This window comes from Brucella tritici (genome assembly GCF_008932295.1).
Lineage (GTDB): Bacteria > Pseudomonadota > Alphaproteobacteria > Rhizobiales > Rhizobiaceae > Brucella > Brucella tritici.
Genome location: NZ_WBWA01000005.1, coordinates 153,617 through 169,123 on the forward strand (window position 1 = coordinate 153,617; position 15,507 = coordinate 169,123).

Consider the following 15,507-nt stretch of genomic DNA (forward strand, 5'->3'; position numbering starts at 1 on the left):
CTCCCCTTAATAAGTGCCGCCGTCTTTTTGTGCCGCCAACAGCAATATGACCTGTTCTTTGGTGTAGTAATCCGTTGCGTCCGCCTCCAAGTAGGCATCCACATAATACCGGTCACCCGGCTGCGGGTTGGTGATCGTGATCGTAGGGCTGCTTGCCGTGTAATCAGGGCCTTCTTGAAGAAGGGCACCGTTGAGAAACACCATCGCAAAGCTGAACCCGCCTGACACAGTGATTACACCGCTTGGGGAGGCCCCGAACGTTCCTTGTTCGAAACGACGTCCTCCAATCGAGGTCGTAACTGTCGGCACAAAACTGGTGCCATCATAAACCCGGAGAATGGATCCATCCCACCATATCTGGCCGAGTCGAGGGGCCGTGGGCGTCGCTACTGGCGGGGCGATTATATTGCGCACATCAGCCAGCGCTTGCTGCGATCCATTGCGGGCGGTAACCGCTGCACTGGCCGCGGATTGGGCTTCGCCCCTTGCGGTCTGCGCGGCCTTCTTATCACTATCCACAACCGTTCGGTCAGCGGCAACCTGATTGCGGAGAGCAACAGTCGCGTCATATATTGCCTGCTGAAGATATGCTACCGCAGGCATGCTTGTAATAACCCAATCATTAAATGGGCCACCCGCACCGGTTACCTGCTCTAGCTTCAGAGTCAGAAGCCCGGTTGTTTTGTTGTAATTTTCAACTTTGGCTGTCGCCCAATTTACTGCTGTTGCAGCTCTGGAGAGGGTCACGTAAGGGGACACGGCAAAGAACTGCCTGTCCTCAACCTTGACGTAGATGTTGATCGTCGCCCCTAGAGTCAGATTAGCCGATGTGCTTGAGGCGCTGAAGAACACCCCGGCCGAAACCTTCCGGTCGAGTATCTCCATTTTAATGTCAAGCTGCTCGATGCTTTCTGCCAGAATTTGCTCGGCTTGCCCGACGAGAGGTGCGATCTCGTATTCAATAACTGAGAGGCCCCGTGCGATAATTGCATCGGCTACCTCTTTTTGAATGTTAAGCTGCTCTTCGAGAGGGGCCAGTCTAGATCCGATAGCTTCAATCAGGCCATCCCATAGTTTGGCGCTCCACCCCTCCCTGTTTTGGGTTGAGAGAAATCTAGACAGGTCCGACATTTTTACACCGCCTCGTAGTGCTTGACCGCGTCTTTGTCCTGCTCGATCAGAACGGCAAGTGCGTCACCGCGGATGCGCGTACTGTTCGAGGGGTTGATGATCAAACGGCCAATCTTCACGCTTTTCGCAAGGCTGACCTTGTAGAGCGTAGACGGATCGATCTGCTCTTTTGCCATGTGGCTTTCTCCTAATTGAAAAGCCCGGCACTAAGGCCGGGCTTGGTGAGGTTCGGTCAGTTAACGATTACGGATAGGACACACTCGTAGCCGCAGACACGAGGAAGATCGCCAGCGGTGACGTGGTGCTGTAAGTCGTCTTACGCTTCCACGACGTTACTGCCGTACCGAGCGTCCAGGTGAAGACGCGACGGATCGAGCCATCTGCCTGCACTTCGTCAGTGACAGCCGTGGCGGCAGTTTCGGTGCCATAACCGGACCCGGTTAGGATCGAGCAGGCCAGGTCATGGTTGACCTCGTCGTAATGCTCGAGCACGAGGATCTCGATGATCTCCGTAACCGGGCCTGGCGCGACTCGTTCCTTCGTGATGTGCACGCCATTCGTCCGAGGACGAGATACCGTGACATTCGACTGCCCGAGGTTAATACCCGGCATCAGCTCGGTGGTGCCGAGGAGGACCATGCGAGCGTTGATGTTGGCAGGAAGATTGAACAGCGGCGAGGCTCCACTCGCAACCGCTTCAATCGTATGCCAGACCGAGCCGACCTGAATTTCGTATGAGATCTCGCAACCATCCGGCACGACTTGCTTGGTGAGAAGGTCGATACCGCAGATGCCGCCCGAGAGATTCCACGCCGTCAGGTTGACAGTCACACGAGGAGCACTGAACTCAGCGACGAGGATCTCGAAGCAAGCGTCCAGAGAAATGCTACCCTGCGACCAGAGACCGTCCGTCGATACGAAGAACGAACCCTGCGCATACTTGTTGTTTTCAGCCACCGCCAGCCAGTGGTTGCCGGAGGTGATGACGAACCAGCCGTAACGCTTGCCACCTTCAAGGAAGATCGGTTCGATTGCGAACTTGGTTGCAATTGGGTGGATCTTCAGGTCAGCCGCCGCGACTGTGGTAACGGCGAGGCAGCTTGCGTAATTCGGTGCGCCGTTTTCAAATAGCTCGCAGAGAGCCATGCGCACGTCACCGCCGCCAGCGTCAACGCGACTGAAGTAAAGGTTCACACCCGTCACCCAACCAGAGCGAGGCATCATGAAGGTGTTGCCTGCCACCTGTCCGGTGTAGGACGCCTGCACGATTGTTGCCGCCCAATACGGCTCTTCGTAGGTGTCGTAGAAGATCTGACGCAGACGCATGATGTAATGCGCCGGGCCGCCGCTGTCCTGAGCGAACTCGACGTTATAGGTCGTGCCGTCATTCTTATAGAAGATGCCCTTCGTCTGGTCGTACCGGCCAGTGCCCCACCAAGCCGCGTTGGTGCAGACGAGGAAGGGGTCGCCATAGCGAATGCGAGTCTTCGAGATCGTCTTCAGCGTGTACTCGATGGTCTGAGAACCGCCGTTTGCAAGGGCATGCTCCGTCGACTTCGACGTGATCGTGATCAGGTTGTTCTCGGTATAGCGCGGCAGAACCATGCCACCCGTCGAGACCTGAATGCTGGTGTCGGACGGCGTGAGAAGGCCGAGGGTGATCTGCGCCGAGTTGTCGTCAGCAAAGCGGATACCTTCTTCCACCTTCGTCACCGACTGCAGATGCTCGAGATCGCTATCCGTTTCGTCGAGGAAGTAATCCGACTTCGAGTAGGACTTGCCTTCCGGCATCCCGGTCATTTCCGCCACGCGAGCGAGCTGCTCGAGGAGGTATATCTGCATCTGGCGTGACAGCTTGTCAGCGTTCGATGCGACCAACTTGGACACGTCGGTCTTGAGACCCTCGACGACCGGCTGCGTTTCATCCATCCAGCCTTCGAGCACCTGCACGCGGGAATCCAGCGAGCGCATCGTAGTGATGCGATTGTCCGTGCTCTGCTCGACCAGTACAATTTCCGTCGAGGAGAGAGTCACCCAGGCGATGACCGTGTTGGCACTGTCGACCACCGGCTTCGACGGGGAGGGCGCCTGATCGCCGAGCTGGATTGCCACGTTGACCTTGCGCCATTCAACGGTCGCTGTCGGCTGCGGGTCTACTTGAGGCGGATATACCGAACCATTGACCACGAAATCGCGAGGCTCGGTCCCGTCATTCGCCGTCTGCGCCTGAAGCAGGATCGCAACAATGCGGCGGTTGCCGGAGGTTGGCATGTGCGCCAGGAGATTGAGAACCGTCGCGTTGTCGCCGCCCGTGAAGAGCTTCCCGTCTTTGAAAAGGATGACAGGCGTTTCAACCGTGACCTGCGTCGTTGCCGTCTTGGCGACCGTTGCGCCTGAGTAGCAAGCATCGAGTGCGCCGCTGACTGCTGCCGAGATCAAGGTATCCATGGCATCGCGAGGGAACTCAGCGAGGTTCTCAAAATCGCTGAGGGTCGCGTTCTGGTTGGCGGTAAAGCGGGCAATCTTCATAGTGAAGTCCTCTCAATGGGAACCATGCCGTCCCATTTCTGGTCGGCTGTGAAACTTAGATCGGCGATGCGCATGGGGCGGTAGGTCGCCGTGGTGAACCAGATCTGGTCACGCAGGGAACGCGACTTATAGATCGCTTCCCCGACGTCCTTGACGCGCTCGGTCGCGAGACCGATATGGCACTTGCCGACGACAGCATGACCGACGTAACTCCACATTCCCTCTCTGCGATAGGTAGCCTTGACCCTGAGCAGCGCGGTGTATGAAGTGAGGCCGATGTAGCTGTAGTTGATGAACGGCGAGAACAGGCCAGCCGCCTGTCCGATCCGCGCCTTGGTCTCATCCAGAAGCCGCCAGCGGTCATAGATGTGAAGGGCGGACGCATCCGAATAGACATGCATGTAGTTGACGCCATTCTTGCATCCTGACGCGAGAAAGGATTCCAAGTATCGCGCGTCGTGACGTTCGTAGATGCGTTCTGGCGCGATACTCAGCGGAGTCACGCTCTCGATGCCGTTGGGGATCTGCCCCGAGCCGAAGGTGCCGTCCTGACCGATGGTGATCAGTCGGCCACGGTTCTTGTCGGCGACGTAGGAAAGACCCACGTAGCAATTGTCCACGACGGTATCGATCGGGTTGTACTCTGCCGGTATGGCGAATGTCGTGACGTCGACCGCCGCATCGCTGCCCCATGTGCCAAGCTGGTCGAAGGACCGTATCTCGGTTTCCACCCCGTCCTCGACGATAGTGGCCCGACGCCCGTAGTATCGGGCAGCCTCGTTTTCCATAACGAAGAACCCGCCGACGTAACCCGGCACTGTGCGCAGTCCATCACCGACAGCGAAGGCCGGGCGCTCACCCGGTATGCTGTAGGGATAGAGCCGAAGCTCGGCGAACTGTTCCCGCCACTTGTCGAGAGCATCAGGCGAATAGTCCGTCAGGTACATGCCGACAGGCGGGATGACCGCGTCGTAAATGCTGGCGTCCATATAGGACAGATACTTATTGATCCCCGGCAGAGTGCCCTTCAGGCCCTTCATACCGTAGATCTCAGCCGTTATCCGGCGTTTCTTCCACTCCGGCCAGTTGTCTCTCCAGAGATCAACGCCGCGTCCCCATGCAAGGAATGGAAGGTGCGAGGCCGAAGTGAGATACGGGTCGCGCATTCTCTTGACGAGATCGACATCCACCCGATTGACGGAGAAGGCAGCAAGTCCTTCAAGCGCCTTCTCAAAATCGGTCGCGTTCAGTGGGAGCAAAGACTCACCGCTATCCATCACGCCACCTCGACGATTACCTCTGGTACATAGACCGTTCCGTATTTGCCCGGATCGACATTAGTCGCTGGCTCGATGACCACCACGCTCTCCAGCGCATTGCCGTTATGAGCGGCGGCGATAATCCCGTCTGCGCGCAGCACAGTGCCGATTGCAGATCGCGAGCTGGCGTAAGTCTGAATCGAAGCCTTGGCCTTGGCGACGGTTGTCGATACGTCTGGCCCCGTCTGCGCCGTGACCTTCACCCGGATAATCTGGCTCACAATCGTGGCCGAGCGCACGTAGACATTGTCGGTCAGCGGTCGCCGGGTCTTCGCAGACAGTGCGTCGTAGACTTTCGTTATCACGTCCTGGCTGACAGTGCCGTCGCCTTCACGCCCGAGGAGGATGATGTCGCACCGATTGTTTTCGCCCTTAATAGCCTCGACCTGCTTGATGCTGCCGTCGGCTGACCATGCGAAGAATCGGTATGCATCTTCTGGCCCGGCTGCAGCATATCCGTCCGGTGCGAGGTTGCGGCGCTGCCGGAACTCCTCATCACTTTCGTAGACGGGGTTGCCGTCATCATCGTAGCGGATGATGCGACGGGTCACGCCGAAGTCGGCGGCGAAGTTATCAAGATCCGTCCCGGTCGTCGTCGCCAGCATCACAGCACGAGCCACCTGATTGGCACGTGCGCGCCAGAGGAGTTCTCGGTATGCAAATGCTTCGATGACGATCTTGACCGGGTCCGTCTCGAGCATCTCGACGTTGTACGCCGGGAGCTCTGGTTTTGTTTCCCGCACCTTGGCCCACCGCTCTTTGAAGTCGGCGACCATCTCATTCAGGATGGTTTCGTAATCGAGAGTTTCGATAACGTCCGGCAGCGGGACAAGTGTCAGGTCGATAGCCACGTTCTAATCCTCTCGAAGGGGAAGTCGTCAGACCGTGCCGACCAGAAGCTTCCCTTCGGATTCCGTAAGGGAGAGATAGGCAGCACGTTCTACAGGGTTGGAATAGTCACCGAGATGGCCGTTCTCGAAGAACACGCCGCTCACCTCGAGCCTAACAATGCCGGGGGTTTCAACATCGAGATTGGCGCGCAGAAGAACGAAACCCGGTTCCCCGAGCTGCCTGCCTTCCTCGACACGGGCTTCAAGCGCCTGTGCCGTTGCGACATACAGGTCGACGATAGTGTCGACGTTCTGCGGCCTGTCGATGATACTCGGGAGATCCGAGCCAAACCCGCGCAGCTGAACTCGTTCGCCGAGTTCCGTTGTCAGAATGGTGACTATGCTCTGCAGGCAGTGGTCCCATCCGAAGAGGCATCGACCGGTTTTAGCGTCAATGCCGACCCGAGCCATTAGCGCGTCTTCTTATCCAGAACGACCGGGGATGGCTCAGCCTTCGGAGATTCAGCCTTGACGCTGGCCTCGCCAACCAAGCCCGAGAGGACAAGGTATTTGGCTTCCCGGTCGGTCAACTGGATGCGTGCGCCCTTGGCGCGATGTGCACCGGCGATGAACCCTTCGGCATTCACGACGTAGGTTTTCTTGCTGCTCATTGATCTGCTCCTTAATTGGACGGAACGTCGGTATTGGCGCCGCCTGGAACGACCCCGCCATGGATGTGTGAGCTGCCGACATTCTTGCCGTCATGCTCCTGCTTCCCACCGGTCTGGATGAACCCCTCGCCAGTGAATTTAAAGGTTGTGCCGCCGACCTCAATGAATAGGCCGTCAGCCGTATGGGTGATGGTTGCCCCGCCGATCACGACGCGCTTCTCTGCGCCCTTGCTGTGCGGCTGCGGCGTATCATCTGTGAACCCGCCCTTGATGATGAAGGACTTACTCAGTTCACCGTCTGGCGAAACCAGCATGACGCGCTGCCCGACTGATAGCGGCGTCCACTCATTGATGTCGCCTGCCTGCTCCGACCATGACGTTGGCGGGGAGTCGATACCGTGAGCTGTCACGATGGCCGTGCCGTTCTCGTAGTCGACTTCCTTCACGACGCCTTCACGGAACATATTGTTCTGTCGGACAGACATGCGCCGGACGACGTTCTCCATGGACTCGAGACGCTCGATCAGCTTGTCGAAGAAAGTGAAAGAGGTCATGTCGAAATCCCTTGATGATACCATACGATAGGCGTCGTCAGGAGAGGCTGTGCACCTGTCGGAGAGCCGAGTTTTTCTGCAAGGTCGTGGGTATATCCGAGCGTCTTCATTGCCCGGTCATTCGGCGAGTCTGCTGCATTGGCCGTAAGCAGGGCCTCAATATCGCCGACACGCTCGCTGTAATCGGGGAAGATCTGAAGCCTGTCGAGAAAGCGCTGGACATCTCCGGGGATAACGCCTGTGGCATTCTCGCGGATCGCCTTCATTTCCACCGTGACTTGTCGTGCAGCAAGACGCAGACCACCTTCAACCGAAGCACCTCGGCGGCTCACCACATTGTGATATGACGGGCAGAGATAGTTGAAAGCATCGCTGGCGACGGTGCCCTCGGTCAGCGCGCGGAACACCTGAAACTCAAGTGCGTCCAGCGTTGTTTCGATCTCACTATCCGTGGACGGGCATTCGAGACTGTACGGCTCTGCTACCCCGTCCGTCTCCACCGTCTGCACCACCAGCATTTCGAAGGTGAGCGACATGAAACGGTCCTCGTGGACGCGCCCGGCTTTAGGCCATGGATCTTTATCGTAGTCGGTGTAGACGACCACGCAGGGGAAAACCCTGTCCATCTTCATGTCTTCAACCGGCTCGATCTTGGAGTCGAAAATGTATGGGCCGGCCAGTGTAGGCCACGGCTCTTCCAGATAGTTGTTGAGCGCGCATACAGCCGCCATGCGTGTGATACTGCGATAAACGCTCATGCCTGCCCTCCGCGCTGCACAAGCATCAGGACGACGCGAGACAAGCCATCGCGCTGCGAAGAGATGACTTGGAAGTCCGGCAACTCTGGCCGGCTAGGGAATGTTATCTGGTCGCCTTGTCTCGGTTCTTGAGTTCCGACCGGGAAATAACGTCGGTCAACCGACAGCTGCGGGTCTCTACCAGACTGGAGCGAACGCAGGTCGTTCGCCTCACGGTAGGATCGACGCACGCCGAGCTGCACGCCGTATTCGACTGAGATATAATCGAATATACCGGAGCCACAGATAACCTCCCGCGTTGTGTCCTGAGAATACCTCCCGTTCGGAGTAGACTCCATGGGCGTGAACACAAAGCTGATCGCGTTGACTCGATCGACCGCCTTGCTGATAACTTTATCCATACGGTCGAACATTGCCATGGCGGGGAGTCCTTATTTATCAGCCTTCTTGGCTGGAGCCTTTGATTCAGCCTTCTCTTCGGCCTTAACCTCTGCGGCTTCATCCTTGACTTCTGCGATCAGTCCAGCGGACTTGTAGCCCTTGGCGTCTTCGTCGGAGAGGGAGACGATGTCCTTCTCGAAGACCGGGCGACCCTGGATGATGGTGTCCAGTTTGACGTGGTACTGCTTCATTGGTCTCTCCATGCGGAGAGCGGCGGCCTGTTACCAAGCCACCGCGCGCCGGATTAGAAGTTGTCGTTCAGACGAACGCGGCCAACACCGGAAGGATTGGCAGCATCTTCGATAGCAACGCCGATCTTCGTGTTGCCGGTGGAGACCGTCGTGGCGATGCCGTCAGTGTCAGCGTAAATCTCTGCGCCGACGGTCCAAGCCTGAGCCGAGGTTTTCGGCAGTTCGTACACACCGCCGAGGGCGAGTTCGAACTCTTCACCGATTGCTGCCGAGGTGGCTGCGATGCCGAAGATCTTGCCGGCGACGACAAGCGAACCGGAGGAGACGGCGGCTGCCGCGACAATGGTGATAACCTTGCCGGGCTGAATGAAATTGCGCATGGGGATGCTCCCTTGTTTCGCACAAAAAGAAAAAGGCGCTGAGGGTTAGCCAGCGCCATTTGGTGAGGTGACCGAGCCAATTACTTGGCGGTGCCAGCGTTCTTGTACGCGAAGCGGTAGTCGGTCAGGCCAACACCGAAGTCGTGAGCCAGCGTGTACTCGACCCCCTCGACATCGAAGCCGAGACGTTCGTTCGTACGCGGGGTTTCCGAACCGAGCAGGTGCAGGTAGTGGATACCGCGCCCCATGGTCGATGCCGCATCAGCAAACAGGAACCACGCCTTGGTGTTCAGAGCATCAATGCGATGCTCATAGACCGGCTGGATCGAGCGGATTGCCTGCGGGACAACTTCCGCCGTGGTGGTCGGAACGGTAATACCGGTGATCAGCTTCTGAGCAACGGTTTCGTTGTCAGCGCCGACGAAGAGGTACTTCGGCGTAACATTGATGGATTCGCCGTCGATGTTCTTCTGCTTGCGGAATTCCAGGCGAGCCGCTTCAAGGGAAGCCTGATCGATCGCGCTGCCGGTAGAGGCAAGGTTCTTATGGTCCGTGTGGAACAATGCCTTGCCGTCCTTCAGCTTCAGGACGTTATCGAGGATCGCGCCCCATACAATATCGCCTTCGAGCTTGGCTGCCTTCATGCCCCAATTGGCGACGAGCTGCATGAATGCGTTCAGCTGGTCGTTGATCAGCATTTCACGGGTGAACCCGATCTTGCGACCGTACGACTGGAGCTTCATGCCTTCTTCGGATTCTTTCACCGTGCCGGACTTGAACTCGCCGTGCTCGTTCTTCGGCAGCAGGTCAGGAGCGGAGCCGATGTCGAGCACCTTCGTTTCACGGAAGTCGGAGAGGACCGTCCGGGTTGCGAAGAGCTGGAAGGTGTTTTCATACAGGCCGTACGCATTGAGAAGCGTCTGCGTCGTGATGTCCTGCAGAATGATCGGGAAGTCCGACGTGCTGTGCAGAGCGCGCTGAGCGACGTCGTGCATCGAACCACGGGTGGACTCACCGCGAGCACGCAGCAGTTCCTTGGCGATGTCCATGGTCGACATGGCACGCCATTCACGAGCGCCGTCTTCGAGTTTCGTGACGACGTTGTTGCGATGCAAGATCGCGTTTGCCACCATGCGGCGCATGGTTTCCTGAGCATCCTGCATTCCGCGGGTCTCCACGACAGGGAAGGTTGGAGCCTGGTTCTGGCGCTCGACCATCTTGTCGAACAGCGCGTTGCGGAAAGCTTCCACATCCGTGCCGACGTCAACAGCCGTGCGAACCATCTCGTCATTGACTTCGAAGCCTGCCGTGCGGGCAAGGTCATTGATGTCCTTGACGCGCTTGCGCTCGGCAGCGACGGCTGCGCGGGACTGCTCGGCAACTTCAGCCGGGCTAACACCGTCCACCTTGGCGGAAGCCAAAGGAGCGCCGCCGTTCGGCTTCATCTCCGTAATGCCGCGAGCCTTGAGCTCGGCGTCAACGGCGCGCTTTTGTGCTTCTTCAGCATCATTGCGCTGCTTGTCTTCCTCGTCGTATGCGGCGATGAGGCGAGCGCGCAGTGCGTCGTCGGTTTCGCCTTCGTTGCGGGAAAGACCAGCGCCGAGGGCCAGAGCGTCGAGCTTATCGCCGTTAAAGGACTTAGCTGCATCGCGCTTATTCATGGGTGTTTTCTCCGTGAGAGGTGCGGCCTCGGCCGCGTCATGATTTTCCTGGCGAACCAGAACTTTTTCGACGTCCTTGCCAGTCGGCTCGGATCGAGAGATGGCCTCGGCATCCGCCGGTACGGGGACGATGGACAGCTCCATCGGTTCCCAATCGATGGCCCGAAGGATAGGCAACTGCCCGTCCGAACCTTCGGTCTTTTCGTAGCGGTGGATCTTGTAGCCCACCGAGACCGAGAGCGGATGTCCGTCCCGCAGATCCTGGAGGATCGCCTCGGCCTTTGCATTGCGTGAGAACTTGATCAGGGCGTAGCCGCGACCATTCTCGATCCTCACGCTGCTCGGAATGACCGTGCCGAGACGTGAGTCCATGGACCACTGTTCGTGGGTATCGAGCAGGGACATGGCGTTGAAGCGGTCCATACGGATCGCCTTCTTGTCCACGGCCAGCTCTTCCATGTAGTAGCCTTCATCCCAGGAATACCGCTTGACCTTGGCGCCGGTTGTCCAGCAAACCTCGACCGTGCGGTCTTCCTCGTTGAAGGAATCCGAGCGCACCTCACACGCCGCGAAGGGCTTGGGGATGCGAATCTCTTTCTCAAGAGCATCTCTAAGGGCTTTTGGCATTGCTGCCTCCGGTATTGGAATCGCCTTCCTGGACCCATTGAGACTGGCCTTGCGATGTGACCTTGCGCGGATCACTATCGAAGACGACCTTGCTCGCCGTCTTGTCCACGGCTTGGTTCCATTGATCGAATTCATTAAGGACAGTCATCGGATCGCGACCGGTGGAGGCGATAACCTCTTGCGGTGAACGCTTGCCAATGCGCATTTCAATGAGGTCTGCCCGCGCATCATCGAGGCGGGTGATGCTCGCCACTTCTGGCGGAACCCACTCGACCTCTTCATTCCACGTTTTCGGGATGGACCCGTCCAGAATTGCAGCCTGGATAAACCAGCCCCAGATCTTCTGAAGCACCATCGGAATGATGAAGTGCCACTGAACGATCTCCACGAAATTCTGGTATGCCAGTAGGCCAAGCTTGCCAGAGGCAAAGTTGGCCTGACTGAAATCGCCGGTCATGATTTCGTACGGCATGCGAACGCCAGCTGCGATGCTGCGCTGACGTGTGCGGATATAAGCTTCAACGCCTGCCGAGATGGCCGGGCTATTGAACTTGATGTCCTTACCGCCACGCAGCACACCGAACATTCCCGGCTCCATTCTTTCAAATGGGAAGCCATAGATGTCCGTGACGCCGACAGGGTCCGCCTTATCCGCTGTCTCGTCGAGGCCGATATTCGGATCGCTTTCGTCGACATCCTCGTCGCCGGGGATCACCATGCCGACCATGCAAGACTCGACCTTCTTGCGGATGTTCTCTGCAAGCTCGTAATCCTTCAGGTCGCGGATCTCATTCATCACCGAGTGCAGCCAAGGCACACCGTGCACCTGATTGTTCTGCGGCTCGTACAGGTGAGCGATCTCGTTTTCTGGGATGAACTTGCTCACCACACTGTCGAGCCCGCCGGTCAAATATGACAGGCCCGATTTCGGGTGATCGTTGAACATCCAGTAGCCGCGGCGGTTGCCGACAGCATCGAACTCGACGCCCTGAATAATCCGGTTGCCGGGGTTGCCGGGCGGGACGCCCTGCTTGGTCCAGTCGCAATATTCAGATTCCAAGATCTGGAGCTGAAGAGGGACGGGGAACCCGTCGCCACGACTGCGGACACGACGGCGAACATAGACCTCACCGTCCTGAACCATCATCCGGGCAAGCAGATAAACACCGCCGTCGAAGTCAAGGCCCGTGCCGGAGAAGCAAACCTTCTTCCACTTATTGAACAGCGACATCACCTTCTCGTCTTTGACGCGAGGGGTAATGCCGAAGCCAACGAAGTAGTCGGCGTGCTTTCCTACGATCGTTGTCGCGAGCGGATTATTGCGGACAAGCTCTCGCGATCGATCCCGGAGAGTCTGACCTGCTTTTCGGATTTCAGCATCCGCCGTGCCCGATACAACGTTGATGCCTTTAGCAAGGCGTCCGGTTGACGCCCCCTCGTATGAACGAGCACCATCCAGGATCTCCATACGTCGTCTGTGAGCAGCGCGCGCCGCTCCAGCCCTCGGGCTAAAATACCCGATGGCCTTATCCAGAAGGTTCGCCATTAGTACCCCCTGCTGAACGTTGTCAGGATTGTGTGCTTCCTGCGCCGCTGCGGGGTTGCTTCGGCTTCGAGCTCATCGATGATGGCCTTCATGTCCGCACGACTGCGGTAGGAAACGTCACGTTCCCGGAACTTCACACGGGTGGCGCCGAGGTAATACGCTTCCTTTAGATCCCGGAGAAAAGCGAGCTTCTCTTCCGGCGTAAACGACAGTGCGTCGTTTTCAGGTTCTTCGGCCATCACCAGATGCTCCCTCTGCTACCCCAAACGCTCGATGGCCGCGCAGGCCGGTTAGGGGCTGGACGGGTCGGTGTTTCTGGCGGCTCGGTAGGTTGAACTTCACGAACGACACGCCTCGAAGGGTTCACGTCGTCTCGCAGTTTGGACAGGTTCAGGATCATTGCGCAGGCGCCCTGCATGGATTCACAGTCGAGGAAGTGGTTTTCCTTCGACCGTTGCACCCACTTCACCTTGCCGCCGGGAGCGCGCATGCGGCTCTCGGAAACGATCTGGCGGGCATAGTCCTCGCTGATGTCCTCGGGCAGATACCACGCCCCTGGCGCATCATCGGCCCAACGGATCTTCTGCTGCACCCACGACTTGAAATAGTCGGTGTCCAGCCGGAGCAGATCCAACCCCTTTTTGATTTCCTTGCCGCCGATCTGGATGTCGATCTTGTTAGCCAAGAGCGGCTTGCGCATCGGGTTAGACGAGCCCTTCGTCGCCCGCACAAGATGCGGGAATCGACGAGCGAAGGCGTAAACCCGGTGCTCGGGAACAAGGAACTTCTTGCCGGGCCGATAGCCGGAGTCGACCAGAGCGAGCCTGATAGGCAGACCGTCATAGGTATCCGTTAGCACATTGGCGAACGTGTCCCAGACCTCCTCGCCTTCGGTCATGCCGTACAGCTCTCGGGCTTCGACCAGCCATGACGTGCCGCCAGCGCCCCACCCACGGATGACGTAGATAAGGCGGTCCAGCTGCACGTCACAGGTTAGCGTCAGAACCTTGACGGCTGCAGGAACTTCACCCATGACGTAATCGTCGGTGCATTCCATGACCTCGCTCCACTCGGGAGCTGCGCCACCACCCGGCGAATAAAGCTCGCCGAAGCCTTGGTTCTTGACCGACTGAACTGCCCGAGGATTACCGGAGCGCACAGCTTCGACATACGCTGCAGCACGCTCTCCCCACGATTTGAATGGAGAGCAGAGGCCGGACACCCAATAGCTGAGGGTCCATGCATCCGGCGGCATTCCGATAACGTTGCCTTCTAAGTCAACAGACTGACCGGGTGCGACGTAGACGCCGCGATCATTCATCCACTCTTTCGTGGTGATGTCCGCATTGTCCGGTGCCGGGTCGTTATCAAAGATGAGGCAGCCATTCTTCGGGCACATAAGATGCGCCGTCCGCTGCGCCAATGCAGGAGTCGACGGCAGTTCTCGACCAGCCTCAGACATCGGCTTGTCCCACGCAAGGCAGGCAAACCGGGGAATGAAATACTCGCCACAGTGAGGGCAGGGCCATGCCCAATGGTATCGAGTCCCCGTCAGCCACAAGCGCCAGACCGTGGACTTGATCTCATCCGGGTCAACCTCAGACCAGAACTCAAGGCCGCTTTCAGGGTCGGTTTCCACTTCGGCCACCCCCTCGCTTGGCGTTGACGTGATGGCGTGAACGAAGGCCGGATAGGTATCACCACGTGCATCGATCAGGCCGACCGGGTCGCCTTGACCGTTGAGGTTACCCGCCAGCTCGTCCACTTCGTCCGTGAGCGCGAGACCGAACGGGTCCGATTTCATCGCTGTGGATGAACCGCCATGCGCCAGTCTCAGCGGTACACCGTTGATCAGCTTCTTGGTTTTCTTCTGCTTGGACTTGGCGGCGACGACATCCTTGAGGCAGGTGCTGCGCATGAGTTCGTCAATGCGCGGTTCCCACTGGTTGATGATGAAGTCCTTCGACGGGCCGACATACAAGGTCGGAACCGGATGAGTGTCGAGGCGCTCCCCGATCAGATCGAGAAACGTCTCCGACTTGCCAGACTGAGCAGACACCACCATGACCACGCGCTTGTGCGTCCGGCCGTGAACAGCCATCGCGAAAGGGATCATGTACGGAGTCTTGTGCGGATTGCGTGGGCCCGGATGACCCGCCGTGTCGGGATATTCGCGGTTGTCTTTCGCCCATTGGACAGGGTCAGTCCTCGGCCTCGGCGTCAGAAGTTTCCTCACCCGACCGTAGATCCGCGATTTTTTTGGCAAGACGATCTGCCAATCGGAGCCTTCCCTTGTCGATGATGTCATTCAATCTCTGCCGCTCTCGCGGCGCTCCCGTGATCTCGGCTGGCAGGCCGTTGAGGTAGGAAAGGAATAGACCAGCCAGCTCGTCCGCTACGGACAAGGCTTCATCGAGCGTGATCAGCTCGCGGTCTTTCCTCATGCGGTTCATGCGGAGGTCGAGCGCCTTTTCTTCCCGGACCTTGTCCAGGCTTTCGCTCCCGGTCTTCTTGACCGCGCCCTCCTTGAGATGATCGGCATATGCCCGGACGGTATCGCCTATGGCGTAGCCAACACCCGTCTTCGACAGCACACCGTCCGTCGTCATGATGCGAAGGAACCGGTCGCTCACCCGAAGAATCCGGGACATCTCCTGCTGGTTCACCACCTGATCCGCGATGTACGACTTCGGAGTTGGTGCCACCGCAACCTTCTTCGGCGCTGCCGCTTTCTTTGCCGCAGGTTTCTTTTTTGCTGCCGTCGCCATCATCTCACCCTTGCAAGTTTCTTATCTCGACGCCGTGCTCGGCGGTTTCCCTGTTCCATCCATGGGGCAGGGGCCGTCGGTACATCGGGAGATATGCGTTG

General features: G+C 58.2%; 17 protein-coding genes. All 17 read right to left on the minus strand.

Going from position 1 to position 15,507, the window contains the following annotated elements; translation table 11 throughout:
- Positions 1-6: 6 nt before the first annotated feature.
- Entirely contained in the window at positions 7-1,131 is a 1,125-nt protein-coding gene (locus F9K91_RS07655) for a hypothetical protein (protein ID WP_151677551.1), read from the minus strand.
- 2 nt (positions 1,132-1,133) lie between these two features.
- Positions 1,134-1,307: a hypothetical protein gene (locus F9K91_RS25945; protein ID WP_167522192.1), complete on the minus strand. Its 174-nt coding sequence runs from the start codon at positions 1,305-1,307 to the stop codon at positions 1,134-1,136.
- Between the two features lie 67 nt (positions 1,308-1,374).
- On the minus strand, positions 1,375-3,660 hold the full coding sequence (locus F9K91_RS07660) for a hypothetical protein (RefSeq protein WP_151677552.1): 2,286 nt from the start codon (positions 3,658-3,660) through the stop codon (positions 1,375-1,377).
- Positions 3,657-4,937, minus strand: coding sequence for a phage tail protein I (locus F9K91_RS07665; RefSeq protein WP_151677553.1), 1,281 nt, complete (start codon positions 4,935-4,937; stop codon positions 3,657-3,659). The genes F9K91_RS07660 and F9K91_RS07665 overlap by 4 nt, the downstream gene beginning before the upstream one ends.
- Positions 4,937-5,830 carry a baseplate assembly protein gene (locus F9K91_RS07670; protein ID WP_151677554.1) on the minus strand — a complete coding sequence of 298 codons (894 nt, stop codon included), beginning with the start codon at positions 5,828-5,830 and terminating at the stop codon, positions 4,937-4,939. Before F9K91_RS07670 ends, F9K91_RS07665 begins: the two co-directional genes overlap by 1 nt.
- 27 nt (positions 5,831-5,857) lie before the next feature.
- Positions 5,858-6,280, minus strand: coding sequence for a GPW/gp25 family protein (locus F9K91_RS07675; protein ID WP_151589679.1), 423 nt, complete (start codon positions 6,278-6,280; stop codon positions 5,858-5,860).
- Complete coding sequence (locus F9K91_RS07680) at positions 6,280-6,480, minus strand: hypothetical protein (protein ID WP_151677555.1); 201 nt, start codon at positions 6,478-6,480, stop codon at positions 6,280-6,282. The genes F9K91_RS07675 and F9K91_RS07680 overlap by 1 nt, the downstream gene beginning before the upstream one ends.
- 11 nt (positions 6,481-6,491) lie before the next feature.
- Entirely contained in the window at positions 6,492-7,034 is a 543-nt protein-coding gene (locus F9K91_RS07685) for a phage baseplate assembly protein V (protein WP_167522193.1), read from the minus strand.
- Entirely contained in the window at positions 7,031-7,792 is a 762-nt protein-coding gene (locus tag F9K91_RS07690) for a hypothetical protein (RefSeq protein ID WP_151677557.1), read from the minus strand. The genes F9K91_RS07685 and F9K91_RS07690 overlap by 4 nt, the downstream gene beginning before the upstream one ends.
- Positions 7,789-8,211 carry a hypothetical protein gene (locus F9K91_RS07695; RefSeq protein WP_151677558.1) on the minus strand — a complete coding sequence of 141 codons (423 nt, stop codon included), beginning with the start codon at positions 8,209-8,211 and terminating at the stop codon, positions 7,789-7,791. The genes F9K91_RS07690 and F9K91_RS07695 overlap by 4 nt, the downstream gene beginning before the upstream one ends.
- Positions 8,212-8,223: 12 nt before the next feature.
- Complete coding sequence (locus tag F9K91_RS07700) at positions 8,224-8,424, minus strand: hypothetical protein (RefSeq protein ID WP_151677559.1); 201 nt, start codon at positions 8,422-8,424, stop codon at positions 8,224-8,226.
- 53 nt (positions 8,425-8,477) lie between these two features.
- Complete coding sequence (locus F9K91_RS07705; protein WP_109369007.1) at positions 8,478-8,804, minus strand: DUF2190 family protein; 327 nt, start codon at positions 8,802-8,804, stop codon at positions 8,478-8,480.
- 80 nt (positions 8,805-8,884) lie between these two features.
- Positions 8,885-11,092: a prohead protease/major capsid protein fusion protein gene (locus F9K91_RS07710; RefSeq protein WP_151677560.1), complete on the minus strand. Its 2,208-nt coding sequence runs from the start codon at positions 11,090-11,092 to the stop codon at positions 8,885-8,887.
- Positions 11,076-12,638, minus strand: coding sequence for a phage portal protein (locus F9K91_RS07715; RefSeq protein ID WP_151677561.1), 1,563 nt, complete (start codon positions 12,636-12,638; stop codon positions 11,076-11,078). The genes F9K91_RS07710 and F9K91_RS07715 overlap by 17 nt, the downstream gene beginning before the upstream one ends.
- On the minus strand, positions 12,638-12,877 hold the full coding sequence (locus F9K91_RS07720) for a phage head-tail joining protein (RefSeq protein WP_109369010.1): 240 nt from the start codon (positions 12,875-12,877) through the stop codon (positions 12,638-12,640). The genes F9K91_RS07715 and F9K91_RS07720 overlap by 1 nt, the downstream gene beginning before the upstream one ends.
- Positions 12,877-14,946, minus strand: a complete 2,070-nt coding sequence (locus F9K91_RS07725) for a terminase gpA endonuclease subunit (RefSeq protein ID WP_151677562.1) — start codon at positions 14,944-14,946, stop codon at positions 12,877-12,879. Before F9K91_RS07725 ends, F9K91_RS07720 begins: the two co-directional genes overlap by 1 nt.
- Positions 14,840-15,409, minus strand: coding sequence for a hypothetical protein (locus F9K91_RS07730; RefSeq protein ID WP_151589687.1), 570 nt, complete (start codon positions 15,407-15,409; stop codon positions 14,840-14,842). The genes F9K91_RS07725 and F9K91_RS07730 overlap by 107 nt, the downstream gene beginning before the upstream one ends.
- Positions 15,410-15,507: the final 98 nt, after the last annotated feature.